We start from the raw sequence: 24045 nt of genomic DNA, 5'->3' as shown, positions 1-24045 counted from the left end.
CCGCTTAAAATTTGAAATGATACATTTCAATCAACTTATTGAATATCATTTTGAAATCAGACTGTTCAGTCTCATTCATCATTTCAGTCTGATAATAATATGGTGTTTTGTGTGAGTGTGTATTAACAAGCTCCATTAATGATTCAACACCTTCAAATCCTAACTTTCCGAGAACTCGCCCCGAACTACCACTTCCCTGAAATGACGAAATATTCTCCAAAAGCTGCCTAAGTAACGCAAAATGATAGGTATAAAGTTGCTCATTTATAGCTTCATTAAGAACTTGGAGTAAGTGTAAATGATAAAGAAAAACATTTCTTTTTGTTTCCTCCAACACTATATCACCACCTGAACGCTTTAATACTCGACATGTCGTCAAGTTTCTGTAACGCCCACTCTTTTCACCATTAAACAAACGATTAGCTAAAATAGAAAAAAAGCCTATATGGTGAGTGGTTATTATTATTTTTTTCTTTTCATAGTGAGATTCTATTTGATCAAAAATAGTATCTGCCGTAATAAATATGTTATTCTCATCTAAACTAGATACAGGATCATCAATAAAAAGATGAGCATCCTGTTCATCAGCCCAGCCATCAACATCAAGCAACGCCAGATAAAAACACCATATAAAAATACTTTCTTCTCCTCTAGAAATTTTTATAGGGTTATTCTTATCTTCATCATCTAAAGTATAGAAACTTATAGACTCAATGCCTTTTTCAATATCTTCGAACAAATTAAATTCAAACTTAAATCGAGCATTATATAACGCCAACTTACTCTCAATAACTTGAGGGTCATCAGAAATAAAACTATGAAACTGATTAAGGTTGCTTGGTAATAATGAGAGTTTAACATTAAGCCCATCATTATCTTCATCATTATCCCAGTGAAATAAATCTTCACTATAGGCATTATAATAAACTCCAGCGTGTTGACCCTCATTTTTTTCTTTGGTTACATTTTTATAAGCCACTGACAACTGAGTTTTACCAGTCCCATTAAAAGCATAAATAAGAACGATCGCTTCCTTCATTTCGCTTATTTTATTTACAACTTCCGTTAAGTTCATTCACTAACTCTCTCTAAATAAGGAAATATACGTTGCACCAAGCCTTTTTTATGAGCTTTAAGAGCTTCTATCTTTTTATTTAGTGCGCTTATCAACTCATCAATAGAAGACAATATATCTGCTATTCTTTTTTGTTCTTTTTCTTCAGGAACCATCAATACGACCTTGGAAAAAGTAGCTTTATTGATAATAGGCACAGCTTGCTTTCCTGCTAGCTCAGATATAGTTAGCGAATGGAAGCTTAACAAATAATATAAAAAATCATCATCATATCCTGGAAAAGCAGTTATGGCATTTATTTGTTGGTTTGTAGCACAGCCGTATTTAATTTGAGCGGTCTTTCCTATTGTTGAACCAATACAAACAAAAAGAACACTACCACTTTGCACTACTCTTGATTTACGAATCCCCTCTGTTGTAAGTGTTGATTTTGTTGTTTCAATAAATCTATTTTCAGAAATATCTGCGGGTGAAACAAATAAGTGCTCACCACCATAGTATTCTCTATGCGAAGTACTTGGAGTACTCCCTGTGACTACCATCCCCATTTTAGCTATCGATGCAGGTTTCCAATCGCCCTCAAAATCACTAAACCTCAATTCAGGCACCCTTTTTCCCTCTTCTGGAAAGAGTTTCTGCATCAAGCCTTTTTTGTGTAATTTTAATGAATCTGATTTTTTCGTATTTGTTGTAATCAAACCATCTATCGAGACAAGACAATCAGCTATTTTTTGCTGTTCTTTTTCTACTAGAGGGACATGTGTATCAACTCTATACAAATTATCTACAGATAGCCCCGGTTGAGCTTGTCCTGTCGCAAACCGATTTAAATTTAACCTACATAATTCGTAATAAAGCCATGAGTTATCAACTCCTTCCTTGGGTTCCACGACTACAGCATGCTCGGTCGCATGAAATTTTCCAGATACAAAATTAATGTTTCCGCACAGCGCACCTTGGCGACCTATAAGAGAATAGTTGCCATTATGTGTAAATGATTCAGTGAAACCACGTAAACCGTTACCACCATAACAAGGATAAAAACTATCGTCCTTTTCACTCTTGATATTGGCAGCTTTAACAAATTTTCCAGCTTGCAGATCACAGACTTCTTCCAATATCTTAGGCTTCCATCCATCTTGTTCTACAAATTCAGGGAACCTTAGTTCAGGTACTAAAGTTGGATACTCAATCTTACTCATAAGCTGCTAACCCGGATATTTCACGCCCTTGCGCTAGTTTATGTAGATAAGGAACCAAATCTTCCATTAATGCTAACTCTTTCTTCGTACGTTCTTTCCAGCCAAGATCTAGTGGCTCTAACAGATCCCCCAGCTTCTCACCATCGAAAATCATTCGTCCCATAATTCCATCAACAAACGCCTGTAAACTCTCTGTAGCTAAACCGTGCTTTATAGCCATGTCATTGAGTTCATTGGTAGCCTTTTTCATTTTAAATGCTTGGTAGCCTGCATGAATTTGTGACACATCTAATGCCTCACCAGAAGGTAAACTATGAATATAAGCAATCAGCTCATCGCGCTCAGACATCAAATTCGCTTGCGAGCAGATTAAATCGATGAGTTGCTGACGAGTCATGCTTTGCTTACTTGTTCCCTGAGTCGATTTAGCAATTAATCCCATGATGTAGTCATAATCGATTAAAGCGGATGCAAACAACACAAACTCAAACTCTAGCTGTTCGACTTCTTCAGGAAAATCTCCCGTACCTTTATTCGTGTCTAGCTTGCGTTTTAAGTCTTTGGCTGTTTCTAAATACGCTCCTTTAAAGCCACGTAAGGTATCAATTGGTAATGTCGCTGCAACCTGAGCTTTCTGTTCGTCATCCAGCTCTGTGTACTGCTCTAGCTGGTTCTTAAATTTTTGTACTTCTTTAAAGCGATTAATAAAAGAAGCTCTTTGCGCATCACCTTGAAGATTAGTCACCTCTGAAGGCTCACATGCTAAACCTTGCCTCTGCATAAAGGCTTCTAGTTTATCGACCGCTGCTTTATATTTTTCAACGACAACAGGTGCAGGATCTACCAGCCAAATCTGTTCAGCACCTTCTTCTTTTTTACCAGAAAAAAGTTTAATCGCTTCATTGACTTCTTTTTCTTGACCTCGGAAATCTAAAATATTTCCCCAAGGCTTACTATCATTCAATACACGGTTAGTACGTGAAAATGCTTGTATAAGACCATGGTGTTTTAGGTTCTTATCCACGTATAAAGTGTTCAGGTATTTGGAGTCAAAACCTGTTAATAACATGTCAACCACGATGACAATATCGATCTTGTTTTCATGTGGATAATCAGCATTGTCATATTGCTGATCTTTAATCCGCTGCTGAACGTCTTGGTAATAAAGGTCAAACTCATTAATAGTATGATTCGTTGAATACTGCTGGTTGTAGCTATTAATAATACCGATTAGTGCTTGCTTCTTTCGCTCAGGCTCAACTTCGTTATCGGCTTTTTCTTGTGGTAGATCTTCCTGTAATTGCTGGATATCTTTCACATTTCGAACGAGTGTATTTAAATCTGAATCTTCTTTGTCCTTATCACTAAGCTGAGCTGGTGGCGAAAACACGCAAGCAATATTTAACGGAACATAGTCTTCAGATTCTGATGCTTTAAGCTCTTGCTGGCTTTTAAACTCTTCAAAGTATTCAATCGCATGGTTAATAGAAGCTGTTGCTAGAATGGCATTGAATCGGCGGTGATTCGTCACAGCATCATGCTTCTCTAATATCTCTTGAACGACAGCACGTGGTGGAGGTGTAACTCTTGTCACCGTGGCTTCAGCTTCATCATTGCTAGCGTCTGCTAGCTGTTTACTCGCAGAATGTTTGCCAAAAAAGTCAATATGGAAGCTCAGAACGTTCTTGTCTTCAATTGCATGAGTAATCGTATAGTGGTGTAGCTCTTGCTCAAAGATACTCTCTGTGGTTTTAAAGGAACCCACATTGCCATCAATTTGAGTATACGTTGAGTTTTTCTCGAATATAGGAGTACCCGTAAAGCCAAACAATTGTGCCTTAGGGAAAAACTCTTTAATCGCTTTATGGTTTTCACCAAACTGAGAGCGGTGACATTCATCAAAGATAAAAACAATACGCTTATCTCGCAATGGCTCTAGCCGCTCTTTGAAAGTTTTCTTACCCTCTTTCAGTTTACTCTGATTGCGCTTGCTGTTTTCATCTAGTGCTAAGCCGAGTTTCTGGATCGTTGTAACGATGACTTTGTCAGCATAGTCTTCTGACAACATACGACGAACTAACGTTTCTGTATTGGTGTTCTCTTCCACACAGCCGTCTTGAAACTTATTAAATTCTTCTCGGGTTTGACGATCCAAGTCTTTTCTGTCGACCACGAACAAGCACTTTTCAATATCAGGATTATCTTTAAGTAACGTTGACGCTTTAAAAGAAGTTAGGGTTTTGCCTGATCCTGTTGTATGCCAGATATAGCCATTTCCTCGCCCTTCATGGATACAGTCAACAATAGCTTCCACCGCATAGACTTGATACGGACGCATAACCAGAAGCTTTTGTTCCGATTGAACCAGAACCATATAGCGACTGATCATCTGTCCAAGAGTACACTTCGCTAAGAAGGCATCGGCAAAGTTATGTAAGTGCGAGATTTTACGGTTATTCTCATTAGCTAGTTGATAAACAGGTAAAAAGCGCTCATCAGCATTGAAGCTAAAATGCTCACTACGGTTGTTAGCAAAATAATAAGTATGGTGTTCATTACTGACAATAAACATTTGAATGAAGCACATCAGCGTATTGGTGTAGCCATTGCCAATATCGTTTTTGTAATCAACGATTTGTTCCATAGCGCGACGAGTCACAATGTCGTAAGCCTTCAGCTCAATCTGTACCGTAGGCACACCATTGATCAACAAGATCACATCGTAACGGTGATTGCTTTCATCCGTGTTCATGCTCAATTGGTTGATTACTTCAAACTCATTTTTACACCAGTCTTTGATATTCACTAAGGTATAATGCAGCGGTGTACCATCCTCACGCTGAAAGTAGCCGCGTTCACGCAGCGTTTTAGCAGCTTCAAAGACATCAGCCGTAATGATGTCTTGATACAAGCGCTCAAACTCATTGTCAGTAAGGCTTACAAAGTTTAACGCCTCAAATTTTTCACGAAAGTTCTGCTTCAAGGCTCGATCTGTTCGGATATCTTTACGGTATGAATACTTCAGATCACCCAGCTTATCTATGAGCGCTTGTTCAATTTGTGCTTCTTTCGTTATCATTTTTAGCTACCAAATACATAAATGAATAAATACGTCATTACAACGACTTGTCTCGACGGTTTAGCATTGTACCTGATGTTCACCCGATAAAACGGACACGCAGTTGTTATTAAGCGGCTTGCTCGTACTGTATCGGTGATACGTAATCGAGGCTACTGTGTAGCCGCACCTTGTTGTAAAAATGCTGGATGTAATGGCCCACTTGTTGGCGCAGTGACGCCACCGTGCCGAAGTGATTGTCGTGTATCAGTTCGGCTTTCAGCGTCTTAAAGAACGATTCTACTTCGGCATTATCCGTGCATTGCCCTGGGCGGTTCATGCTGTGGCGAATGCCATATCGATTCAGCCATTGCTGCATGGCCTTGGCCCGGAATTCAACGCCTCTGTCGGTGTGCAGTATCAATCCAGGCCTCGGTTTTCGTTGCTTGATGGCTTTATAAAGCGCGACCGTGCTCAGTTCGGCTTTGAGTTTCTCATGCAGCGCCCAGCCGATGATTTTTCGTGACCACAGGTCCACGATAACCGCTAAAAACACATGGCGGCGATCAAAACGGATGTAGGTGACATCGCTTGACCACTGCTGATTAGGGCCGCTGGGTTTTGGCATGTCCAAACGATAATGGTACATAACGTGGGACACCCACTTTTATATTCCAACAAAATCAAAAGGTAACGAAGCCACCTGCTTTTGGGGCCCCTTTAAGTGGAGCGCTTTACCGCCGGGCACGGGAGCTGACTCGAGGCATGGATGCTGAGAGAGTGGAAGACGCGTCCGGAACGCGTGTGGAGCGGTCAGCGGCAAGTGAACAGAGGGAAAGACACCGCGTAACGCCGGGGGGGCCTTCTTTGGATACTTTCTTGGCCAAGCAAGAAAGTATCGCGCCCGCCGGTGCGCGAACCGGCATCTAAACCAACTATCAAACCACGCCGAACACCAAAATAACGTGGGACACCCACTTTTATATTCCAATAAAATCAAAAGGTAACGAAGCTACCTGTTATTAGTACCACTTTAAGTGAAGCGCCTTACTGACAGGAGTGGGAGCTGGCTCGAAGCATGGATGCTGAGAGAGTGGAAGACGCGTCCGGAACGCGTGTGAAGCGGTCAGCGGCAAGTGACCAGAGGGAAAGACACCGCGTAACGCCGGGGGGGCCTTCTTTGGATACTTTCTTGGCCAAGCAAGAAAGTATCGCGCCCGCCGGTGCGCTAACCGGCATCTAAACCAACTATCAAACCACGCCGAACACCAAAATAACGTGGGACACCCACTTTTATATTCCAACAAAATCAAAAGGTAACGAAGCCACCTGCTTTTGGGCAAGGTATAAGTATGCAAGTGAACAGCTTTGGCGCCATAACGGTAAGTTTAAAAGGTATTTTCTATGCCTTGGTGTTGTTATTGATTGGTGGCCTAGCGGCAGCCATTGTTGCCATAGAGCATCATCTTACCAACCGCTAAGAACGAAATAATACGGGACCCCATCTTCTGAGTACTTTTCCAAGGTGATGATAATAAGCTCACTGGCTAATAAAACTATTAACCGCTTTAGGAGATTTCTATGCATGAAATTATGGAAGCCATAAAATATAAAAACCTAAAAAAGGTTTTCTTTGGCGCCAATGGGTTTAGCATCGCGGATGAAGCTAGCATCAGTGACCTTCAATTAGGTTACAGTGTGCATCCAGATGGTAGTGATCTAAGTGGGCCAAATGAGGGTGATTGGCAAAAGAATTGGGTTGTTATCGGAACCGATATAGAAGTCGGAGATCCTTTCTTCGTAGATACAAATGAACCATCGCTACCAGTTTATACGGCTATGCATGGCGTGGGCGAATGGAGTGCGGAGTTAGTATCTACCTCGTTGTCTTCTTTCCTTGAAGTACTTTCCTATCTAAATGGCATTAGTAAACAGGATTTCGCACAAATAGATCCAGATGGAAATACAATCACTGATCCTAAGGAGCTTGCTGAAATTAAAGGCAGATTGCAGGAGATTTCTGGTGAAAAATATTACTGGAAAAACTTTATTGAGCAGCACCAAGAGTGGGTTGAGGAGTTCGGCAGTTAACAAGTCAAAGCACTCGGACGTGGCAAAGCTGTCATCTTTTTAGTTCCCAAAATGCCGCCAACTTCACCATGCCGGTATTTGAGGCATTATATATACCGAGACCCATATGTGGAACTGTATTAATTGCAAAACTGATAACGTTGATACTGCAATGTACTGTAAGCAATGCGACTCACCTTCAACGAATTACGTTAATAAAGACAGTAATTCTCATGATTTCAAAGAAAACGTTTACAGCTTTGCTTTGCTCTTACGAGCATCACCCATCATTTTGTTAATTATTGTCCTTTTGTGGCTGGCGATTGAAAAAATCACAACGTAGTTTGGCGCCAATTACATATAACAAATGCATTAAAAATAACAGGGACACGCGTCTTTTATCGATGGCCGACTGTCTGCCTTAGGTGGTAGGCTTTTACATAAAAAGAGAGGCCATTACTCAGCCGGAAACATGCCTGCGCTTGTTTACCGAAAGCCCCAAAAGGTTTATTACCCATCGACGGGAAAAGGAGAGCAAAAATGCACATTGATTGGTTCAGTTGGGGCTCGCCGGTTGGGGTGGGTATTTTTCTTGCCTGTATCGGTATTTTCTTTTGGGGGCTGTTTTCAGGCATTGCTATGCTCAATAAGTCAAAGCTTCCCTCAGAAGAGAATAAGTAGATAAATAATACGGGTATCTACTTCAATATTCCTTTAGCCATTAGCTTTACCCCGTATTTAAAGTGAAAAATCGCCTCCCATGAAGCGCCTTAATTGCAGCGCTGATGGCCTGAAAGTGCTGCTGTCGCACTCCCCTTAGCTGCTGATTGTTGATGTCAAACATACCTGCCCTTCAGATAACAGCATTCCCTCTGAGCAAAGGGAGAACATTGAAATAGGGGCGGTCATGGTGTCGTCCAGCCAAAAGCCTTGCCGTTACAGCAGCATGACTATACTTTTAATGCCGCTCAACGGCGGCGTTACCGTCTTGGTTTAGAGATGACAAAGCACTTTTTGCCAATGCATGGGCCGCTCGATGCAAAGGCCCCTAACGTTACCGGGCGCAGGGTTGGCCGCCAGCTAACTTACTCGGCATTTTCTTGGTCTGAGCTAGAAAACGCTTACCCGCTGATGCGGCAACTGGCCGTTAGATATGGGGTTGGCTTGGTTGATGTCAGCGCAGATAACGACAAAACGTTATTGCCCCCCGAAACCCCACCCGCATCTCGCCAAGCGCCCACCGCAGCCCCGGTTTTAGCGAAAAAGCCTTGGTGGCGGTTCTGGTAAAGGCGAGTGGTTAACCTTCGCTATGAATAACCTTCACCCGGCCCACCTGGCCGTCTTCCAAGCGCACCTTAATGCCGTGGGGATGGTTGGCAGAGTTGGTCAGAATGCGCGCTACCACCCCCTCTGTTAATGCGCCGGTGCCCTGGTCTTGTTTCAGGACAATAGAAACCTTGGCGCCAATTTTGATGTTGGCTCGAATGTTACCGCTCATAATTTCGCTCGTTATTTTCGCAAACAGCGGCCATTGTAATGGCAGTCACTAAAAAGGCAGGATGCTTTTATGGACCGCCAAGGCGGCTGCTTATGCGGCCATGTTCGCTACCTTATTGATGAAGAACCCCTAGATGCCGGTTTTTGCCACTGCAAGCTTTGCCAAGGTGCCAGTGGTGCACCGGTGGTTGCCTGGCTGACGGTGGCCGTTAGCGGCTTTCGTTATCAGCAAGGGCAAGTCAAAATCTACCGTTCCAGCCCGCATTATCAGCGCGAATTTTGCCCCCACTGTGGCACCCAGTTGGTTTTTAGAAAATCTAACAGCGCCACCACCCTCGATGTCACCCTCGCCAGCCTTGACGACGTTAACAGCGTAGCGCCGCAATACCATATTTGGTGCCAAAGCCAGGTAAGCTGGTTGCACATAGAAGACCCGCTTCCCCGCTACCCGGACGCAGGCCCGGATAGCGACCATTAATACGCAAGGAGATAGCGATGCTTATTACCACCACCCCTTCTGTCGAAGGCCGCCCTATTAATCAGTACTGCGGCGTTGTTGCCGGTGAAGCCATTCTTGGCGCCAATGTATTCAAAGACTTGTTTGCTAATATCCGCGACTTTGTGGGGGGCCGCTCTGCCGCCTACGAAAAGGAGCTGCAAAAAGCGCGGGAAATTGCCTTGGAAGAGATGCAGCAACGCGCCGCGGCCCTTGGCGCGAACGCGGTTGTGGGTGTGGATTTGGATTACGAAGTCATGGGCCAAGGTAACGGCATGATGATGGTGTCGGCCAGCGGCACTGCCGTTATCATTGATTAACAACGGCGCCATGCCTAGACGCCGAGAACTCCCCGCGCTTAAGCCGGCCCGCAGGCGAAGAAGAATGCTGGGCTCAGTTCAAGGAACCTTCCGCCAGTGGGGCAGTCTATTGCTCCACATCGGCGCCGCCGCAGTTTGCAGTAGAAAAGAGATCCATGCTTAAAAAATGCTTGTTACTTTGCTTGGTACTGTTGCCCAGTATCGCTTTTGCCAACGACCAGCACGACGCCTTAGCCTTTGTGCAAAAAACCGGCCTTGGCAATAACTTTGAAACCGTCACCATGGGCATTGCAGCCCGCACCGCAACCTTTAAAAAGCTGTCTGCCGCCATTGGCGACAAAGCCGCTTTTACCCGCTTAAAGGCCTCGGTGCACAAAGCCACTACCGCGCACCAAGGCGAGTGGAACCAAGACCTTGCCGATGCTTACCTGCACTATTTTTCGGGTAAAGAGCTCCGCTCCCTAATGACACAAAAGGCCAAGTCGCCCTATATTCAAAAGCTCAAAGATTTGCAGTCTGAGGTCAGTAAAGACATGGAAGGCCGTTCCAACGACTTGCTGCAAAACACCGTGATTGAATCCATTAAAGGCGCCATGGTTGATAACCCGTGAAATCAATAGTTGATAACGCCATCGCCCGGCGGCGCCAAGGTGATTTTGAGGGCTGCCGCGCCCTGCTCTACCCGCTATTAACCGGCGCAGATGCCGCGCTTGCCCACCTGCATATCGCCTGGAGTTTCGATAACCAAGGCCAAGAATTAAACGCCGCTGAACATTACCGCCAGGCACTGACCGGGGATTTATCCCCCCAAGACCGTTTTGAAGCGCAGTTTGGCCTGGCATCAACCCTGCGCTGTCTGGGGCAATACCAGGCTGCATTGCCGTTATTTGAAGCACTGCTGCAAGACTTTCCTGAGGCATTGGAAGTGCAGCCTTTTTACGCCATTTGCCTTTATAACCTTGGCCGCCACAAAGAAGCGCTGGCACTGATGCTAAAACTGACCGTTGCCATCAGCCGTCACGACGGCATTAACGCTTATGGCCGTGCCATCAGCCTTTACGCTGAAGACTTAGACCTTATTCAGCGCCGTTAAGGTAGGCTTGCAATTAATCGAGTTTAAGAAAGGGACCTGCCATGTTATTGGCTTTAGCCATTGGCGATGCCTACGGCGCCGGTTTTGAATTTGCCCCCCGCGAAAAAATTGACCAACACAACAAGTTAACCGGCTACCAGCAGCACGGTTTGGGTATTAAGGCCGGCTGTTATACCGACGACACCCAAATGTCGCTGGCAATTAGCGAGCTGCTTATCAGTAAAGCGCCCTGGACCAAAACCAATATCGCTAACCACTTTGTGGCCTGCTACAAGCGCGACCGGCGCCTGGGGTATTCCAGCGGTTTTCAAGCGCTACTTGATAGCGTTAACGACGGCCAGGAGCTGCTTGAGCAGATTAACCCCAACAGCAGTCGTAACGGCGCCGCCATGCGCGCCGCTCCCCTTGGTGTGCTGGCTGATATTGAAACCTTGCTGCACTACGCCAAGCTGCAAGCACAAGTTACCCACGACACCCCGGAAGCTATTGAGTCTGCCCAAGCGATTGCTTTGGCGGCCCATTACATGCTGTATCAGCGGGGCGACAAAGCCGGGCTTAGCGCCTTTGTTAGCCAGCACGGCGGCGGTTTTTGGGACGACAACTGGCACGGCGAAGTGCCATGCAGCGCCTGGGAAACCGTTAATGCGGTACTGACGCTACTTAAAAACGCCGACAGCTTGTCAGCGCTGTTGTTAATGGGAGTGGATTTCGGGGGCGATGTCGATACCGTTACCGCCCTCGCCTTGGCCATTGCTTCCGAAAGTGGCCAGTACCAAGCCGACCTGCCCGCCTTTTTGGCAAAAAACCTCGAAGCCGGCCCTTTTGGCCACGACTATCTGGCCGCCTTAAGCCGCCAATTGATGGCATTAAAAGCCTGACAACGGCCAAAAGGCTTGGTGTAACAAGGTGCATAAAAGGCGTAAGCTGGTGTGGCCGTTAGCCGTAAGGGATAAGCTGTGAAGTTTGCTTTAGACCATTTTAATGGCGTTATTATTGACCCTAACGCCCTGCCCGAAAACCCGTCACAATTTAGCGCTGAACTTGCCGAGTTGCTGGCCTTTGCCAGAGGCGAGCAGAAAAACCTGATTTGGCTCACCCTGCCCATAAGCCATGCCCTTTTGGTGGGCGAAGCCACTGCCCAAGGCTTTGTGTTTCATAACTGCCAAGAGCAGGAAGTTACCTTAATTCATAAAGCGCCCAGCACCGAATTTGTGCCTTTTATTCCCACCCATACCTTAGGCGCCGGGGCGCTGGTGCTAAATGCCCAGCAGCAACTGTTGGTGGTACAAGAGCACGGCATGCAAGGCTACAAACTGCCCGGTGGCCACATTGAGCTGGGCGAGAAAATTGAAAGCTCCATTATCCGGGAAGTGCGCGAAGAAACCGGCATTGCTACCCGCTTTGAGGCGGTGCTGGGTTTTACCTCTCGCCAGCCAGTGCAGTTTGGCCGCACCAATATTTACTTTATCTGCCGCATGACACCGCTAACCGAGCACATCGCCATTGAAGACAGTGGCGAGATCTTAGATGCCCGCTGGGTGGCACTAGACAGCTTCGTCAATGACCCGCGCAACGCCGCTTTTAACCGGCAAATGGTGGCAGAGCTGGTGGGCACCGATGGCCTTAAACCAATAGAGCCGGTGAATAACACCGGCCCTTATAAAAAACACGAAACCTTCTTTGCTACAAAAAAGCCCCTGTAACAGGGGCTTTTTTTATTCGTTCTTTTCAAAGGTCACGCGTTTTGAGGTTGCCAGCGCTTCGCTTTGGTCGTTATCAAACTTGCCGTTGTCATTGGTGATAAAGAACACCGGTAAATGTTCTTTGGCGGCCACCGCTTTGCCTTCTTGTGGGCCAAGGCAAAGCATGGCAGTAGCCCAGGCATCACTAACCCGAGGATCGCTGCCAAACACCGAGGCTGACACCAGGTTGTGCGTTACCGGGGCGCCAGTGCGGGGGTCAAGAATGTGCGAGTATTCCTTACCGTTCACATCAAAGTTGTGGTGGTAAGTGCCTGAAGTATCAAGAGTTACCCCTTTTTCATCATTGATAGTGACAATCTTGTACACCTCGGGGCTGTCGTTTTTCTTGTCCATCACCGGCTTTTCAATGGCAATGCGCCATTTATCACCATTGGGCTTGTGGCCCTTAATTTTCATGTCGCCGCCAAATTCCACTAAATAGTTATTAATGCCGTTGGCTTCTAGAACTTGGCTTAACTTACCGATGGTGTAGCCCTCGCCCATGGACGACAAGTCAATTTGCAGCTGGGCAACGGTTTTGCGGATCTGCATTTTGGCCGGGTCAATCTTGATTTTGTCCATGCCCAAATCGCCCTTCACCGCATCAATTTGCGCCTGCGTTGGCACATGCAATACATTGTTTTGAAAGCCCCAAAGGTCAAACAGTGGCCCAATGGTGGGGTCGTAACAGCCTTGCGTTTTATGCTCGATGTCTTTGGCTATTTCCAACAGTTCGATAAAGTCTTTGGACGCCGGTTGCCAGTCCGTTGAATGGCTCTGGTTAAAGCGGGAAATGTAGGAATCTTTGCGGTAGGTGGACAGTTCTTTGTCAATTTGCGCAAGGGTGGTATTAAAACCCGCCTTGATATCTGCCACTGGCACCGGTTTTTTAGACCACCAACTGATATGGTAGGTGGTGCCTTCGGCAAAACCCTGCACTTTTTCCAGCATCGGCGGCTTACTACAGCCGCTCAGTAATAGGGCGCCAGCACAGGTGCTAAGGCTTAAACGAAGCAGGTTACGAGGAAATGCGCCCTTGAATCGAGCAGGGATAGGCATGATAAATGGCCTTTTTCGTCCAACAAAAGTTGGCGCAAAGTCTATCAGCAGCCCTTTTAAGACTCTACTGCTTGATAGCCTTGATACATAAAACTCGCGGTAAACCGTATTTGGAATATTCTCAATGATTAAAGCTTGGTCTTTGTTGGTTCTGACCCTTTTCCCCTTCGCTTTTGCCTATGCCCAAGTGGTACCTGGCACCGATGTTGATTTAACACCGCCGCCCGGCTTTACCCCTTCCGCCCGGTTAAACGGCTTTGCCAACCAGGCGCTGGGCGAAGCCATTATGGTGATGCAGCTGCCCGCCCCTTATCAGCAAGCCATTGCCGGTTTTGCAGATAAAGCCCAATTAAAAGCCAAAGGCATGGTGGTATTGTCAAAAACCCCGGTGACCATCGCTAGCGACCAGGGCTTGCTGCTGGATATTACCCAGGCGGTGAACAACAAAACCGTGCGTAAGTGGTTTTTAGCCATTAATCATCACGGCAAACTGCTGGGGGTGATTGCTACCTACACCTCGGGCGAGCAGCGCACCGAACTGCAAAAAGCCTTAATGGCCATTCGTTACGTCAAGGGCTCTGATCCCATCAAGGCCCTTGGTTTTAGCCTTGAGCCGGTAGCGCCCTTTAAAATTGCCTGGACCATTGGCCAAAATGCTATTTTGACGCCCAACGGCGAAAACCAGCGTAAAAACCAAAGCGACCCGGTCTTTATGGTGGGGCTGTCGACCACGGCAAATTATCAGGTAGCCGATGCCAAACAAGAGGCGGTTAACCACCTCAACTCTATTGCCACCCTTGGCGATATTCATATTGAAAAGGTGTTGCCGGTAACCATGGCCGGCCAGGCGGGCTATCAAATCTTTGCCACCGCCAAAGACAACAAATCGCAGGCACCGATGTTTGTTTATCAGGTAATGACCTTTAACCAGCAAGGCTATACGCTGGCCCTTGGTGAAAGCGCTGAAAAAGACCGCGCCACCTATTTGCCAGCCTTTGAAAAGATGGTTACCTCCATCAAGCTCAAATCACAGTAAAAGCCGCCACCGTTAAGGCTAAAGAGGACACAGACATGGACATCAACATAACATTGCTTGGCCAATTTATTGCCGTTTTTGCCGTGGTGGTGGCGGTGCTTAGCTATTGGCTGGCCCGCGGCAAAGTGAAATACCCCTGGCTTGCGGCGGTGCTGGGGTTTGTGCTGTCTATCATGCCTGCGGCCGGGGTGGTGTATTTAGTGATCCTGCTTTTTAAAAAGCAGGAATCTGTGCTGACTGAGAAAGCCAAATGAAAACCATCGGCCTTTTGGGCGGCATGAGTTGGGAGTCAACCCTTAGCTATTATCGCCTGCTCAATGAAGGCGTTAAGGCTGCCAAGGGCGGTTTGCACTCGGCCAAAATTGCCCTTTACAGCGTTGATTTTGCTGAAATTGAACATTACCAACACCAAGGCGACTGGGACAGCGCGGCCAAGGCCCTGGCAGCTGCTGCCGTTAAGGTACAAGCCGCTGGCGCCGACTTCTTACTGATTGGCACAAACACCATGCACAAGGTTGCCCCCGAGATTGAAGCGGCGCTAAGCATTCCCTTATTGCACATTGCTGATGCCACCGCCGCGGCGCTAAAAGCGCGCAATATCCGCCGGGTTGGCTTGCTGGGCACGGCCTTTACCATGGAACAGGATTTTTATAAGGGCCGCTTGCAAAACCGCCACGGCATTGAGGTTCTGGTCCCCAATAGCGAGCAGCGCGCCCTGGTGCACCAGGTGATTTATAACGAGCTTTGCCTTGGCGTTATTTCAGAGGCATCGCGCCGCGCTTTTTTAGCCATCATTGCAAGCTTGGTGGCCGATGGTGCTGAAGGGGTCATTTTAGGTTGCACAGAAATTGGCCTGCTGCTTAGCCAAAGCGATACCCCAACCCCGCTTTTTGACACCACCGCCATTCACACCGAACAAGCGGTGGCCCGCGCTTTAGCTGAATAAAACAGCAATACCTTGTACAGCTTTTAGGCAGGTCACAACTTGTTATAAAAAGGCGCTTCGCCCGGTTGTGGGTCCGGTCTATACTGCAATGCCATTTGCCAGTTCTTTGATTATGTCAGACGTTAAAAAGGGGTTGCGCGCCGTCGCGCTATTGGAGGCCAGTAAGGGGATATTGGCCATGATTGTCGCCCTGGTGCTTCATCAACTGGCTGGGGATCATCTAGCCGAAAACATTGAGCGTATACTGAGCCGCATTGGCCTTAGCCACAGTAATCCTATTTATGCCTTTGTGGTTAACCACAGCGATTGGTTTGCTCCGTCTCGGGTGGGTATTGTTGCACTGCTGGCCGTGCTTTACGGCCTTATTCGTTTTGTTGAAGCCTACGGTTTATGGCGCAGCTACACCTGGACCGAATGGTTTGCGCTGTTAAGTGGCGCTGTGTACCTGCCGTTTGAACTCTTTGAAATGGTCACCAACCCCAACGGGGTTACCTTGGTGGTGATGCTGATTAATATCACGGTGGTGGCCTATATGGCTTGGGTGCTAAGGGAAAGTCGTAAAAACAAAGCAAACCCGGCCGCTAACAAAACCATAAAGACATAAACACTTGCCTTAACAGGATGTTAGGAGCAGTCTAGCCGTATTATCCCAAAGGGCCTTAGTGGCCCTTTTTCGTCTCGCCATCACTAAGGAAGTCCGCATGGCCGTCATTACCTGTATTGACGATCTGAAACGTCTTTATCATCGCCGCGTTCCCAAAATGTTCTATGACTATGCCGAATCCGGCAGTTATACCGAACAAACCTTCCGTGAAAACACCACCGACTTTACCCGCATTCGCCTTAAACAAAAGGTGGCGGTTGATATGTCGGGGCGCAGTACCGAAGGCAGCCTATTAGGGCAAAAGGTGGCGATGCCGTTGGCTCTTAGCCCGGTAGGGTTAACCGGCATGCAGCGCGCAGATGGCGAAATAAAAGCGGCGAAAGCCGCTGAAAAATTTGGCGTACCTTATACCCTGTCGACCATGTCGATTTGCTCTATTGAAGACGTAGCCGCCCACACCAGCGCCCCGTTTTGGTTCCAGCTTTACGTAATGCGTGACCAGGAATTTTTAGCCGCCGTTATTGAAAGGGCCAAAAAGGCGGGCTGCTCAGCCCTGGTGCTCACCTTGGATTTACAGATCCTGGGCCAGCGCCATAAAGACTTAAAAAACGGCTTGTCGGCACCGCCGAAAATGACCATTCCCAACATGATTGACCTTGCCACCAAGTGGGGCTGGGGAATGGAAATGCTCAAAACCAAGCGGCGCTTTTTTGGCAACATCATCGGCCACGCCAAAGGGGTAACCGACGCTTCTTCGTTATTCAGCTGGACCGCTGAACAGTTCGACCCCAAACTCGACTGGGACAAAATTGCTGCCATCCGTGACATGTGGGGCGGCAAACTCATTCTTAAAGGCATTCTCGACGAAGACGACGCCCGCCGCGCCGCCGACTTTGGCGCTGACGCCATTATTGTCTCTAACCACGGTGGCCGGCAGCTCGACGGTGCCTTGTCGTCTATTCGGATGCTGCCCAGCATTCTCGCCGCCGTCGGCGGTAGAACCGAGGTCTATATGGACTCGGGTATTCGCTCCGGCCAGGATATTTTAAAAGCCATGGCGCTTGGCGCCGACGGCTGCATGGCGGGTCGCGCTTACATTTATGGCCTTGGCGCCATGGGTGAAGCGGGGGTCACTAAAGCCTTAGAAGTGATGCAAAAAGAGTTAGATATTTCCATGGCGCTTTGTGGCGAGCGGCAGTTAAGCGAAGTTGGCCGCCATAACCTGCTTATTCCCAAAGGCTTTTTTGACGCTTACGAATAAATGCCACACACAACATTCGCCACTTTCGCCCGGGCCACAGCCAAATCAGCCGGCCTTGCATTAGCGGCGCTGTTAACGGTGTTTAGTGTTGCCAACCTTAATAGCGGCACCGACACCGGTGGCCCCATGGGCTTTAGCAGCGCGCTATTAATGCTGCCGGCATTAATGCTGGCAGCGCCACTATTGGTGCTAAGCCAGCCACAATCCAAAACCATTTTAGGCCGCTACTTGCTGGCCGTTGCCACTGTGGCCCTGGCTTTGGTGCTTTATAACGCCTGGCTCTACCCCACGATTGATGGCGCCTTTTACCAGCTGCGCGATAACGTTAATGACAGCCTCTATGCACCGCCCTACCGCTCCCAGCACCTCTTCGCCTTGGCGTGCTGCCTGGCGCTGATGTATTGGGGGCTGGTTTGTCTATATCGCTGGCAAGGAAGCGCCTGGGCATGGGGGCTGGCTGGCGGCCAGGCATTGACGCTGTTCATTGCCGGCCAGTGGGGGCTTGGCCTTTGGGGCGGGCATCTCGATAAATACGGCATAACTGCCACAAGCCTTTATTGGCCGCTGGCAGCAGCACTAGTGTGCCTGCTGCTTGCTGCCTTACTAAAAGCGCACAAAACCCTGGCCGCGCAATGGTTACTGACCGGCGCGGCAATATTGTTGCTTTGCAGCGCCATCTTGAGTGGCTACAGTCTTAGCAGCTAATGCCAGCGGCCTTGTTTTAGATCATCGCTAGCCAGGCTGTAACGTTTTTCAATACCGGTTTTCAAGGAGGCCTTTATGCATACCGCCGCTGATATTATGACCAAAGACTTGGTTACCCTGCCCTTTAACGCCACCCTTAAAGACGCCCACAGCCTGACCCGTGACAAGGGCATTCGCCACCTGCCCATCATGGACGGTGAGCAATTTGTCGGCATGTTGACCCAAAAGCGCATGATAGCCACCGTCATTAACCTGCTGGCCACCTATGGCGCCAATGCCCTGGAGCGACGCGAAGGGCAAAGCCCGGTATCCGAATTGGTGGAAACCGAATGCGCCACCGTTACCCCCGACACCCCCTTATTGGCGGTCACCGATTTCTTCTTAAAACACCGCCATGGCTGCCTGCCGGTTGTCAGCGATAACGGCAAGCTGGTGGGAATTTTGACCTCGTCTGATTTCGTGCGGCTGTGCCGAAACTTACTGGCGGCCATGGATTAACTTTACCCAGCAACATCAGGACATTAGCTTTAATACTTAGCCATTGGGCGATGGAGCAAGCATGTTCGAAAAACTGGCCTTTTTAAAACACGACTTTATCGGCAATCCGCTTTACGATTGGGCAGCGGCGCTTACCATGGCGCTGCTCATTGTCTTGGCGGTGCTGGGCCTTAAATGGCTGCTCAAATCAAAAGTCGGCCGTGCCATGGGCCATGTTGAAAACAAGTTTGCCCGCATTGTTTATAAAGTACTGGCCGCTACCCGCTTTACCCTGGTGCTGCTGTTTGCCATCAGCTTTTCCTTTCATTACCTGCAATTTCCACAGCGGGTAGAAAACCTGGTGCGAGGCGTCACTGTCTTTAGCGCCTTCATTCAACTGGGCTTGTGGCTAACCGCGGCACTTTACGCCGCCGTTGAAAGCACCCAAAAATCCAGCCGCTACCAAGCCAGCCCCGGCGCCATGACCAATGTTGCCGCCTTTCGTTTTCTTGGCGCCATGGTGGTGTGGACACTGCTATTGCTGTTTACCCTCGATAACCTTGGGGTCAATATTTCCGCGCTGGTAGCCGGTTTAGGCGTGGGCGGTATCGCCGTGGGCTTGGCGGTACAAAACATTCTGGGTGACCTGTTTGCCTCGATTTCTATCGTCGTTGATAAGCCCTTTGTGCTGGGCGATTTCATTGTGGTGGAAACCTTAAGCGGCACCGTTGAGAGCATTGGCCTTAAAACCACCCGTATTCGCAGCCTTTCTGGCGAGCAAATTGTTTTTTCCAACAACAAGCTGTTGGGCCTTGAGATCCGCAACTACAAACGGATGCGCGAACGGCGTATTTTGTTTCAGTTTGGCGTGACCTACCAAACCCCGCCCGAGCAGTTAGAACAGCTGCCAACCATGGTTAAAAACATCATTGAAAACATAGAAGTGCTGCGTTTTGACCGGGCGCATTTTTGTAATTTTGGCGACAGTGCTTACGAGTTTGAAGTGGTGTATTGGGTAAAAAAAGCCGACTACATCGCCTATATGGATGCGCACCAGCAAATTAACCTCGCCATGGTGCGGCTGTTTGCCAAAGAAGGCATTGATTTCGCCTACCCTACCCGCACGCTTTTCATCGAAGGCCAAGAGCCGCCCAGCAAAGACACCCCGCCGCCCAACCCGGCTTAGCTTTATTTTCTATAAGCCCGCCGTTAGGGTGGGCAGATACCACCAACGGGGAGTTAGCCATGTTGCGCTTTGGCGTGTTAAGTACGGCAAAAATTGGCCACAAGTTTGTGTTGCCAGCCATTCATAAATCCAAACACTGCACGCTAATGGCGGTGGCCAGCCGCGATCTTGAAACCGCCCAGCGCTATGTCGCCGAGCAAGGGGCGCGTTTTGCTTTTGACAGCTACCAAGCGCTATTGGATAGCCCCGAGATTGATGCGGTTTATATTCCGCTGCCCAGCCATTTACATGTGCAGTGGACCTTAAAAGCCCTTGCTGCCGGTAAACATGTGCTGGTGGAAAAGCCGATGGCACTTAAAACCGAAGAAATAGAAGCGGTGAAAGCGGCGGCAAGCGAAGCCGGCAAGGTGGTGATGGAAGCTTTCATGATTGCCTTTCACCCGCAATGGCAATGGGTTAAAAGCCTGCTTGCTGAAAACAAGCTGGGCCGCATTTATAAAGTCAGCGGCCACTTTACCTATTTCAATAAAAAAGACGGCGACTTTCGTAACCACCCCGACATGGGTGGCGGCGGCCTGCGTGACGTTGGGGTTTACCCCATCATTGCGGGCCGCATGACCTTGGGCCAGCCGAGGCTCATTGATGCCTATATTGAACAAGATCCCGACTACGGCATTGACCGCTTTGTGGATGCCAACCTCGACTTTAACGGCACTCGCGCCAACCTCTATTGCGGCACCCAGCAAGAGCGCAGCCAGCGCATGAGCTTTCATGGCGAGTTTGGCCGCATTGAAATGGACGCGCCTTTTAACCCCATGGATGGCCCCCATGGTGCCCGCGTTGATGTGTACACCGAAAAAAGCAGCCACCTTGAAACACGCTTTTTCGGCAACAGCGACCATTACTTGGCGATGGTTGATAACTTCTGCCAAGCGGTTAGCGGTGAACAGCGGCCTGGCGTGTCGCTCGATGACTCCATCGCCAACCAGCAGGTGGTAGACAGTATTTTTGCCCTGGGCCGCCTGGCTTAACGCTTTAAAAAAAGCCGCTTTAAGCGGTGGTTGATAGCAAGCTGCCGCTGCTACTTTCCCCTTGCTGTTTAAGCTGGTCGGCCAGTTGCGCGTAGGCATCAATTAAATTGGCATTTATCTGGGCCAATTGCTCCTGCATTGATTGCAACTGCGCCAAATAGGCGTCGTCGTTACGGGCCTCAACCGCAGAGATGCGGTCTTCCAGCAGCCGCGCCTGTTGTTCCAACCGGCGCACCCGCGCCGTTAATTCGGCAATGGTGCTATCAGTATCGCTGTCACTGCTGGCAGTGTCGTCATTGGTTACGGTATTGGTGGCGTCAGTATCGGTGTCATCGCTGCTGTTAAAAGCAGAGATGGCATTAGCCGTACTGGCGGTGGCGGAATAAGCCGCCGTAGCAGAAGTCGTGCTTTGGGTCGCAGACAGCATCGTTTCACTCTCCGTGTCGTGATGCTGCCTTCGCAGCATCTAACGCTGTGCCAAGACCCGTTCCACGGTGTCCACTATGGCTTGGGTCTGGGGATCTATCTCTATATTGATAGCAGCTCTCAGCGGCTTTTGCCCAAGGGTGGTACGCGCTAAGGTTTCGGGAATGAGATTGACCTCAAAACCGTCGTCGAAAAGCGTGCCAACGGTCAGCGAAATACCGTCGATACCGATATAGCCCTTATGCAGCACATATTTGCGCCAGGCGCTCGGCAGGCTAAAACGCAAAATGCGGTTGTCTGGGGTTTCAATGATCTCTGCCAAGGTTGCCAGGCAATGAATATGACCGGACATACTGTGGCCACCAATTTCGTCGCCAAAACGGGCAGCTCGCTCCAGGTTAACCTCGTCGCCAACCTGTAAGGCGCCAAGATTGGTGACCTTTAAGGTTTCTTTGATGAGGTCAAAGCTCACGTCGCTACCCTCAACCTTAGTTACCGTTAAGCAGCAACCATTGTGGGCAACCGACGCCCCCAGTTCCAAGCCGCCCAGCAGCTCGCTGGGAAAGCGCACCACGTGGGTGCGAAAATCGTTTTTTTCGGTGACAGCCAGCACTTGGCCTTTACCCTGCACGATGCCGGTAAACATTCAGGCTCCTTTGCCTCGAAGCCGCGCCAGTTGTTCAAAGGCGCGGCGAATACGAATAAAGTCTTGGCTGCGGCCTCCCTTATCAGGGTGATGCTGCGCGGCCAAGCTGCGATAACGGCGCTTGATCATACGCCAGTCGGCATCTTCATCCAGCCCTAAATCGCTTAAGGCCTGGGCTTGGTGCTCAAAGGCGTCAAAGCGGGTCCAAAAACCGTTTAACAGGGCTTTGACTTCGTCTTCGCCGGTGTTGTCGAATTCTTGCCAGTCGAGGTAATAGCTGGCTAAGGGGTCGTCAAGCGCCAAGCACTGGCTTTCGCCACTACCGCTGCTGGGCACTAAACGGATATGCAGGGCGCTGATGAACAGGCTCCAGCCTTCTTCAAACAGCTGCTGGCGCAGCCCATAAAGGCCATTCATCAGGGCAAAATGGCGACGAAAAAGCCCCAAGTCGCCACCACAATCGAGTGACACCAGAAAAGGGTGTTCGGCCAGGCCCCGCAGCAAATCGTATTCACTGATGCCTTCCGGGTGCTCGGCCAAAAAGTGCAGTATGTCGCTGTTAAGGGGATTGTCCATCGCCTCACATTACCATGACAGGCGCTAACGTGGCATGATGAGCCGGCACTAAAAAGGAACCATTTTTCATGCGTTATTGCCTTTCTTTTATTTTGTTACTTTTCAGTTTTTCATCTGTCGGCGCAACCTGGCAAAGCATCATTAACCATCGCCCTGCCGGTAGCCAGGTAGCACTGATTGTTGAGCCTTTAGACAAAGGCCATTTGAGCATAGAGCACAACAGCCAGTTACTGCTGGCACCGGCCAGTACCCAAAAACTGTTTACCTCCCTGGCCGCCGAGCTGGAACTGGGTGACAACTACCGTTTCGATACCCGTATTGACGGCCGCGGCCAACTGCACGCTGGCCAATGGCAAGGCGATTTACGGCTGGTTTTTAGCGGTGCCCCCGATTTTAACCGCGCCCAGCTTGGTGCCTTACTGCAAGCCTTAAAAGGCCAAGGCATTCATACCATCGACGGCGACATTCTGCTCGATGGCAGTGCCTTTGCCGGTTACGAGCGCGGCCCAGGCTGGCCCTGGGACAACCTGGGTGTTTGCTATAGCGCTCCGTCGTCGGCACTGACCTTTGAGCACAACTGCGTAGCCGCCAGCCTCAGTGTCGGCGCGGCTGGCCAAAAAACCCGCTTTTACGTGCCCTCTTTCCAACCGGTGTCAGTAACCGACGACGTGGTTGCCGTTACCCAAGACCAGCAGCAGCAAAACTTGTGTGAATTGCAGCTCGACCGCGGCCCAGGCAACCACTACCACCTGCATGGCTGCGTCACCAACGAGCGGGCGGTGTGGCCGCTCAATTTCGCTGTTAATGACACCGCGGCCTACATTGCCGCTGCCATCAAGAACGAACTTAAGCGCTACAACATTCACTTTGCTGGCGATATTCGCCGCCAAGATAACGCCAGTGGCCAGTGGCAGCGTTTAGCGGTGACCCACTCGGCGCCGCTGTCAGCGCTGATTGAGCACATGCTCACCGAGTCAGATAACCTCTACGCCAACAACCTGGGGAAAACCTTGGGCCGCAAAACCGGCCTGCCCGGTACCTTTGCCCTAGGGGTGCGGGAAGTAAAAGACATTCTTGCCAAGAAAATTGGCCTGACCTTAAAACCGGCAACCTTGGTCGATGGCTCAGGCTTGTCACGGGATAACCTGGTTAGCCCGGCAGAACTGGCCGCCGTGCTCAAGTATCTTGGCCATCACACCGAGCTTGCGACCTACAAGGGCCTGCCACTGGCCGGTAAAACCGGCACCTTAAAATACCGCCACAGCGTCATGAAAGCGCCGCTACGCGGTAACCTTAAGGCCAAAACCGGCACCCTTAATGGCTCAATGAACCTGGCCGGCTTTTTTACCGCCGCCTCTGGCCAGCGCTACCTGTTTGTACTGATGAGCTCCAGCCTGTCGTTAGGTGACAACAGCGACCAGGCCGACCGCACCATGACCGAGTTCGAGCGCAAACTGCTCGATAGCCTCTATCACGCCGGTTAATTTATTGTAATTGGCGGCATTATCGCCGCCAATCACTTACAATGCGCGCCTGGTT

At 49.1% G+C, this 24045-nt stretch carries 29 protein-coding genes; 20 read left to right on the top strand and 9 right to left on the bottom strand.

Annotation, left to right across the window (positions count from 1 at the left end; translation table 11 throughout):
* Positions 1–4: 4 nt before the first annotated feature.
* The 4 genes from DW350_RS08305 to DW350_RS08290 form a co-directional block, all read right to left on the bottom strand.
* A complete protein-coding gene (locus DW350_RS08305) occupies positions 5–1075 on the bottom strand; it encodes an AAA family ATPase (RefSeq protein WP_115718416.1) in 1071 nt (356 codons plus the stop codon).
* Positions 1072–2277: a restriction endonuclease subunit S gene (locus DW350_RS08300; RefSeq protein ID WP_115718415.1), complete on the bottom strand. Its 1206-nt coding sequence runs from the start codon at positions 2275–2277 to the stop codon at positions 1072–1074. Before DW350_RS08300 ends, DW350_RS08305 begins: the two co-directional genes overlap by 4 nt.
* Entirely contained in the window at positions 2270–5356 is a 3087-nt protein-coding gene (locus tag DW350_RS08295) for a type I restriction endonuclease subunit R (RefSeq protein ID WP_115718414.1), read from the bottom strand. Before DW350_RS08295 ends, DW350_RS08300 begins: the two co-directional genes overlap by 8 nt.
* Before the next feature lie 109 nt (positions 5357–5465).
* Positions 5466–5984 carry an IS3 family transposase gene (locus DW350_RS08290; protein ID WP_115718413.1) on the bottom strand — a complete coding sequence of 173 codons (519 nt, stop codon included), beginning with the start codon at positions 5982–5984 and terminating at the stop codon, positions 5466–5468.
* 703 nt (positions 5985–6687) lie between these two features.
* On the opposite strand from DW350_RS08290, the gene DW350_RS19690 reads away from it, so the two are divergent.
* From DW350_RS19690 to DW350_RS08280, 4 genes are all read left to right on the top strand, one after another.
* Positions 6688–6816, top strand: a complete 129-nt coding sequence (locus tag DW350_RS19690; protein ID WP_264296849.1) for a hypothetical protein — start codon at positions 6688–6690, stop codon at positions 6814–6816.
* A 100-nt stretch (positions 6817–6916) separates the two neighbouring features.
* Positions 6917–7426, top strand: a complete 510-nt coding sequence (locus tag DW350_RS08285) for a hypothetical protein (protein WP_115718412.1) — start codon at positions 6917–6919, stop codon at positions 7424–7426.
* A 519-nt stretch (positions 7427–7945) separates the two neighbouring features.
* Positions 7946–8086 carry a hypothetical protein gene (locus DW350_RS19515; RefSeq protein WP_192954859.1) on the top strand — a complete coding sequence of 47 codons (141 nt, stop codon included), beginning with the start codon at positions 7946–7948 and terminating at the stop codon, positions 8084–8086.
* 318 nt (positions 8087–8404) lie between these two features.
* Positions 8405–8692 (top strand): hypothetical protein, encoded by a 288-nt coding sequence (locus DW350_RS08280; RefSeq protein WP_152032957.1) that lies wholly within the window; start codon positions 8405–8407, stop codon positions 8690–8692.
* 10 nt (positions 8693–8702) lie between these two features.
* On the opposite strand, the gene DW350_RS08275 is transcribed toward DW350_RS08280, so the two are convergent.
* Entirely contained in the window at positions 8703–8903 is a 201-nt protein-coding gene (locus tag DW350_RS08275; protein ID WP_115718410.1) for a YwbE family protein, read from the bottom strand.
* Positions 8904–8972: 69 nt separating this feature from the next.
* Between DW350_RS08275 and DW350_RS08270 the strand changes: the two genes are divergently transcribed.
* The 6 genes from DW350_RS08270 to DW350_RS08245 all read left to right on the top strand — a co-directional run bounded on the left by DW350_RS08270 (position 8973) and on the right by DW350_RS08245 (position 12514).
* A complete protein-coding gene (locus DW350_RS08270; protein ID WP_115718409.1) occupies positions 8973–9380 on the top strand; it encodes a GFA family protein in 408 nt (135 codons plus the stop codon).
* A 17-nt stretch (positions 9381–9397) separates the two neighbouring features.
* Positions 9398–9718, top strand: coding sequence for a heavy metal-binding domain-containing protein (locus DW350_RS08265; protein ID WP_115718408.1), 321 nt, complete (start codon positions 9398–9400; stop codon positions 9716–9718).
* Between the two features lie 155 nt (positions 9719–9873).
* A complete protein-coding gene (locus DW350_RS08260) occupies positions 9874–10329 on the top strand; it encodes a hypothetical protein (RefSeq protein WP_115718407.1) in 456 nt (151 codons plus the stop codon).
* Entirely contained in the window at positions 10326–10811 is a 486-nt protein-coding gene (locus DW350_RS08255) for a tetratricopeptide repeat protein (RefSeq protein WP_115718406.1), read from the top strand. The genes DW350_RS08260 and DW350_RS08255 overlap by 4 nt, the downstream gene beginning before the upstream one ends.
* 41 nt (positions 10812–10852) lie before the next feature.
* The gene (locus DW350_RS08250; RefSeq protein ID WP_115718405.1) at positions 10853–11689 is read left to right on the top strand and encodes an ADP-ribosylglycohydrolase family protein; all 837 of its coding nucleotides are present in this window, start codon (positions 10853–10855) and stop codon (positions 11687–11689) included.
* Between the two features lie 78 nt (positions 11690–11767).
* On the top strand, positions 11768–12514 hold the full coding sequence (locus DW350_RS08245) for an NUDIX domain-containing protein (RefSeq protein ID WP_115718404.1): 747 nt from the start codon (positions 11768–11770) through the stop codon (positions 12512–12514).
* A gap of 12 nt (positions 12515–12526) precedes the next feature.
* On the opposite strand, the gene DW350_RS08240 is transcribed toward DW350_RS08245, so the two are convergent.
* The gene (locus tag DW350_RS08240; RefSeq protein WP_115718403.1) at positions 12527–13612 is read right to left on the bottom strand and encodes an FAD:protein FMN transferase; all 1086 of its coding nucleotides are present in this window, start codon (positions 13610–13612) and stop codon (positions 12527–12529) included.
* Between the two features lie 124 nt (positions 13613–13736).
* On the opposite strand from DW350_RS08240, the gene DW350_RS08235 reads away from it, so the two are divergent.
* The 9 genes from DW350_RS08235 (at position 13737) to DW350_RS08195 (ending at position 20858) form a co-directional block, all read left to right on the top strand.
* Positions 13737–14648: a hypothetical protein gene (locus DW350_RS08235; protein ID WP_115718402.1), complete on the top strand. Its 912-nt coding sequence runs from the start codon at positions 13737–13739 to the stop codon at positions 14646–14648.
* A gap of 35 nt (positions 14649–14683) precedes the next feature.
* Positions 14684–14902 carry a hypothetical protein gene (locus DW350_RS08230; protein ID WP_115718401.1) on the top strand — a complete coding sequence of 73 codons (219 nt, stop codon included), beginning with the start codon at positions 14684–14686 and terminating at the stop codon, positions 14900–14902.
* Complete coding sequence (locus DW350_RS08225) at positions 14899–15594, top strand: aspartate/glutamate racemase family protein (protein WP_115718400.1); 696 nt, start codon at positions 14899–14901, stop codon at positions 15592–15594. Before DW350_RS08230 ends, DW350_RS08225 begins: the two co-directional genes overlap by 4 nt.
* A 178-nt stretch (positions 15595–15772) precedes the next feature.
* Entirely contained in the window at positions 15773–16198 is a 426-nt protein-coding gene (locus DW350_RS08220; protein ID WP_264296848.1) for a DUF2127 domain-containing protein, read from the top strand.
* A gap of 97 nt (positions 16199–16295) precedes the next feature.
* On the top strand, positions 16296–17459 hold the full coding sequence (locus tag DW350_RS08215; RefSeq protein WP_115718398.1) for an alpha-hydroxy acid oxidase: 1164 nt from the start codon (positions 16296–16298) through the stop codon (positions 17457–17459).
* Positions 17460–18164, top strand: coding sequence for a hypothetical protein (locus DW350_RS08210; protein ID WP_115718397.1), 705 nt, complete (start codon positions 17460–17462; stop codon positions 18162–18164).
* Between the two features lie 75 nt (positions 18165–18239).
* Positions 18240–18662, top strand: a complete 423-nt coding sequence (locus DW350_RS08205) for a CBS domain-containing protein (protein ID WP_115718396.1) — start codon at positions 18240–18242, stop codon at positions 18660–18662.
* Between the two features lie 61 nt (positions 18663–18723).
* The gene (locus DW350_RS08200; protein ID WP_115718395.1) at positions 18724–19827 is read left to right on the top strand and encodes a mechanosensitive ion channel family protein; all 1104 of its coding nucleotides are present in this window, start codon (positions 18724–18726) and stop codon (positions 19825–19827) included.
* A gap of 59 nt (positions 19828–19886) precedes the next feature.
* Positions 19887–20858 carry a Gfo/Idh/MocA family protein gene (locus DW350_RS08195; protein WP_115718394.1) on the top strand — a complete coding sequence of 324 codons (972 nt, stop codon included), beginning with the start codon at positions 19887–19889 and terminating at the stop codon, positions 20856–20858.
* Between the two features lie 19 nt (positions 20859–20877).
* On the opposite strand, the gene DW350_RS08190 is transcribed toward DW350_RS08195, so the two are convergent.
* From DW350_RS08190 to DW350_RS08180, 3 genes are read right to left on the bottom strand one after another with little or no spacing between them, the layout of a single operon-like run.
* Positions 20878–21285 (bottom strand): hypothetical protein, encoded by a 408-nt coding sequence (locus DW350_RS08190; RefSeq protein WP_115718393.1) that lies wholly within the window; start codon positions 21283–21285, stop codon positions 20878–20880.
* 39 nt (positions 21286–21324) lie between these two features.
* Complete coding sequence (locus DW350_RS08185; RefSeq protein WP_115718392.1) at positions 21325–21930, bottom strand: riboflavin synthase subunit alpha; 606 nt, start codon at positions 21928–21930, stop codon at positions 21325–21327.
* Positions 21931–22506, bottom strand: a complete 576-nt coding sequence (locus DW350_RS08180; protein ID WP_115718391.1) for a DNA-J related domain-containing protein — start codon at positions 22504–22506, stop codon at positions 21931–21933.
* A gap of 68 nt (positions 22507–22574) precedes the next feature.
* Here DW350_RS08180 and dacB point away from each other — a divergent pair, with 68 nt between their 5' ends.
* Positions 22575–23990: a D-alanyl-D-alanine carboxypeptidase/D-alanyl-D-alanine endopeptidase gene (dacB, locus tag DW350_RS08175; protein WP_115718390.1), complete on the top strand. Its 1416-nt coding sequence runs from the start codon at positions 22575–22577 to the stop codon at positions 23988–23990.
* Positions 23991–24045 lie beyond the last annotated feature (55 nt).

The organism is Gallaecimonas mangrovi (assembly GCF_003367375.1).
Classification (GTDB): Bacteria; Pseudomonadota; Gammaproteobacteria; order Enterobacterales; family Gallaecimonadaceae; genus Gallaecimonas; species Gallaecimonas mangrovi.
Note: the sequence above shows the minus strand (reverse complement) of the source record. Positions and strands in the feature narration are given on the sequence as shown.

Excerpts from the sequence above, each read along its gene's own strand:
- DW350_RS08240 (WP_115718403.1), bottom strand. The coding sequence starts at position 13,612 with ATGCCTATCCCTGCTCGATTCAAGGGCGCATTTCCTCGTAACCTGCTT.
- DW350_RS08250 (WP_115718405.1), top strand. The coding sequence starts at position 10,853 with ATGTTATTGGCTTTAGCCATTGGCGATGCCTACGGCGCCGGTTTTGAA.
- dacB (WP_115718390.1), top strand. The coding sequence starts at position 22,575 with ATGCGTTATTGCCTTTCTTTTATTTTGTTACTTTTCAGTTTTTCATCT.
- DW350_RS19690 (WP_264296849.1), top strand. The coding sequence starts at position 6,688 with ATGCAAGTGAACAGCTTTGGCGCCATAACGGTAAGTTTAAAAGGTATT.
- DW350_RS08185 (WP_115718392.1), bottom strand. The coding sequence starts at position 21,930 with ATGTTTACCGGCATCGTGCAGGGTAAAGGCCAAGTGCTGGCTGTCACC.
- DW350_RS08290 (WP_115718413.1), bottom strand. The coding sequence starts at position 5,984 with ATGTACCATTATCGTTTGGACATGCCAAAACCCAGCGGCCCTAATCAG.
- DW350_RS08190 (WP_115718393.1), bottom strand. The coding sequence starts at position 21,285 with ATGCTGTCTGCGACCCAAAGCACGACTTCTGCTACGGCGGCTTATTCC.
- DW350_RS08200 (WP_115718395.1), top strand. The coding sequence starts at position 18,724 with ATGTTCGAAAAACTGGCCTTTTTAAAACACGACTTTATCGGCAATCCG.
- DW350_RS08260 (WP_115718407.1), top strand. The coding sequence starts at position 9,874 with ATGCTTAAAAAATGCTTGTTACTTTGCTTGGTACTGTTGCCCAGTATC.
- DW350_RS08285 (WP_115718412.1), top strand. The coding sequence starts at position 6,917 with ATGCATGAAATTATGGAAGCCATAAAATATAAAAACCTAAAAAAGGTT.
- DW350_RS08265 (WP_115718408.1), top strand. The coding sequence starts at position 9,398 with ATGCTTATTACCACCACCCCTTCTGTCGAAGGCCGCCCTATTAATCAG.
- DW350_RS08215 (WP_115718398.1), top strand. The coding sequence starts at position 16,296 with ATGGCCGTCATTACCTGTATTGACGATCTGAAACGTCTTTATCATCGC.
- DW350_RS08205 (WP_115718396.1), top strand. The coding sequence starts at position 18,240 with ATGCATACCGCCGCTGATATTATGACCAAAGACTTGGTTACCCTGCCC.
- DW350_RS08235 (WP_115718402.1), top strand. The coding sequence starts at position 13,737 with ATGATTAAAGCTTGGTCTTTGTTGGTTCTGACCCTTTTCCCCTTCGCT.
- DW350_RS08300 (WP_115718415.1), bottom strand. The coding sequence starts at position 2,277 with ATGAGTAAGATTGAGTATCCAACTTTAGTACCTGAACTAAGGTTCCCT.
- DW350_RS08230 (WP_115718401.1), top strand. The coding sequence starts at position 14,684 with ATGGACATCAACATAACATTGCTTGGCCAATTTATTGCCGTTTTTGCC.
- DW350_RS08220 (WP_264296848.1), top strand. The coding sequence starts at position 15,773 with ATGATTGTCGCCCTGGTGCTTCATCAACTGGCTGGGGATCATCTAGCC.
- DW350_RS08225 (WP_115718400.1), top strand. The coding sequence starts at position 14,899 with ATGAAAACCATCGGCCTTTTGGGCGGCATGAGTTGGGAGTCAACCCTT.
- DW350_RS08305 (WP_115718416.1), bottom strand. The coding sequence starts at position 1,075 with ATGAACTTAACGGAAGTTGTAAATAAAATAAGCGAAATGAAGGAAGCG.
- DW350_RS08180 (WP_115718391.1), bottom strand. The coding sequence starts at position 22,506 with ATGGACAATCCCCTTAACAGCGACATACTGCACTTTTTGGCCGAGCAC.
- DW350_RS08195 (WP_115718394.1), top strand. The coding sequence starts at position 19,887 with ATGTTGCGCTTTGGCGTGTTAAGTACGGCAAAAATTGGCCACAAGTTT.
- DW350_RS08275 (WP_115718410.1), bottom strand. The coding sequence starts at position 8,903 with ATGAGCGGTAACATTCGAGCCAACATCAAAATTGGCGCCAAGGTTTCT.
- DW350_RS08210 (WP_115718397.1), top strand. The coding sequence starts at position 17,460 with ATGCCACACACAACATTCGCCACTTTCGCCCGGGCCACAGCCAAATCA.
- DW350_RS08280 (WP_152032957.1), top strand. The coding sequence starts at position 8,405 with ATGACAAAGCACTTTTTGCCAATGCATGGGCCGCTCGATGCAAAGGCC.
- DW350_RS08270 (WP_115718409.1), top strand. The coding sequence starts at position 8,973 with ATGGACCGCCAAGGCGGCTGCTTATGCGGCCATGTTCGCTACCTTATT.
- DW350_RS19515 (WP_192954859.1), top strand. The coding sequence starts at position 7,946 with ATGCACATTGATTGGTTCAGTTGGGGCTCGCCGGTTGGGGTGGGTATT.
- DW350_RS08295 (WP_115718414.1), bottom strand. The coding sequence starts at position 5,356 with ATGATAACGAAAGAAGCACAAATTGAACAAGCGCTCATAGATAAGCTG.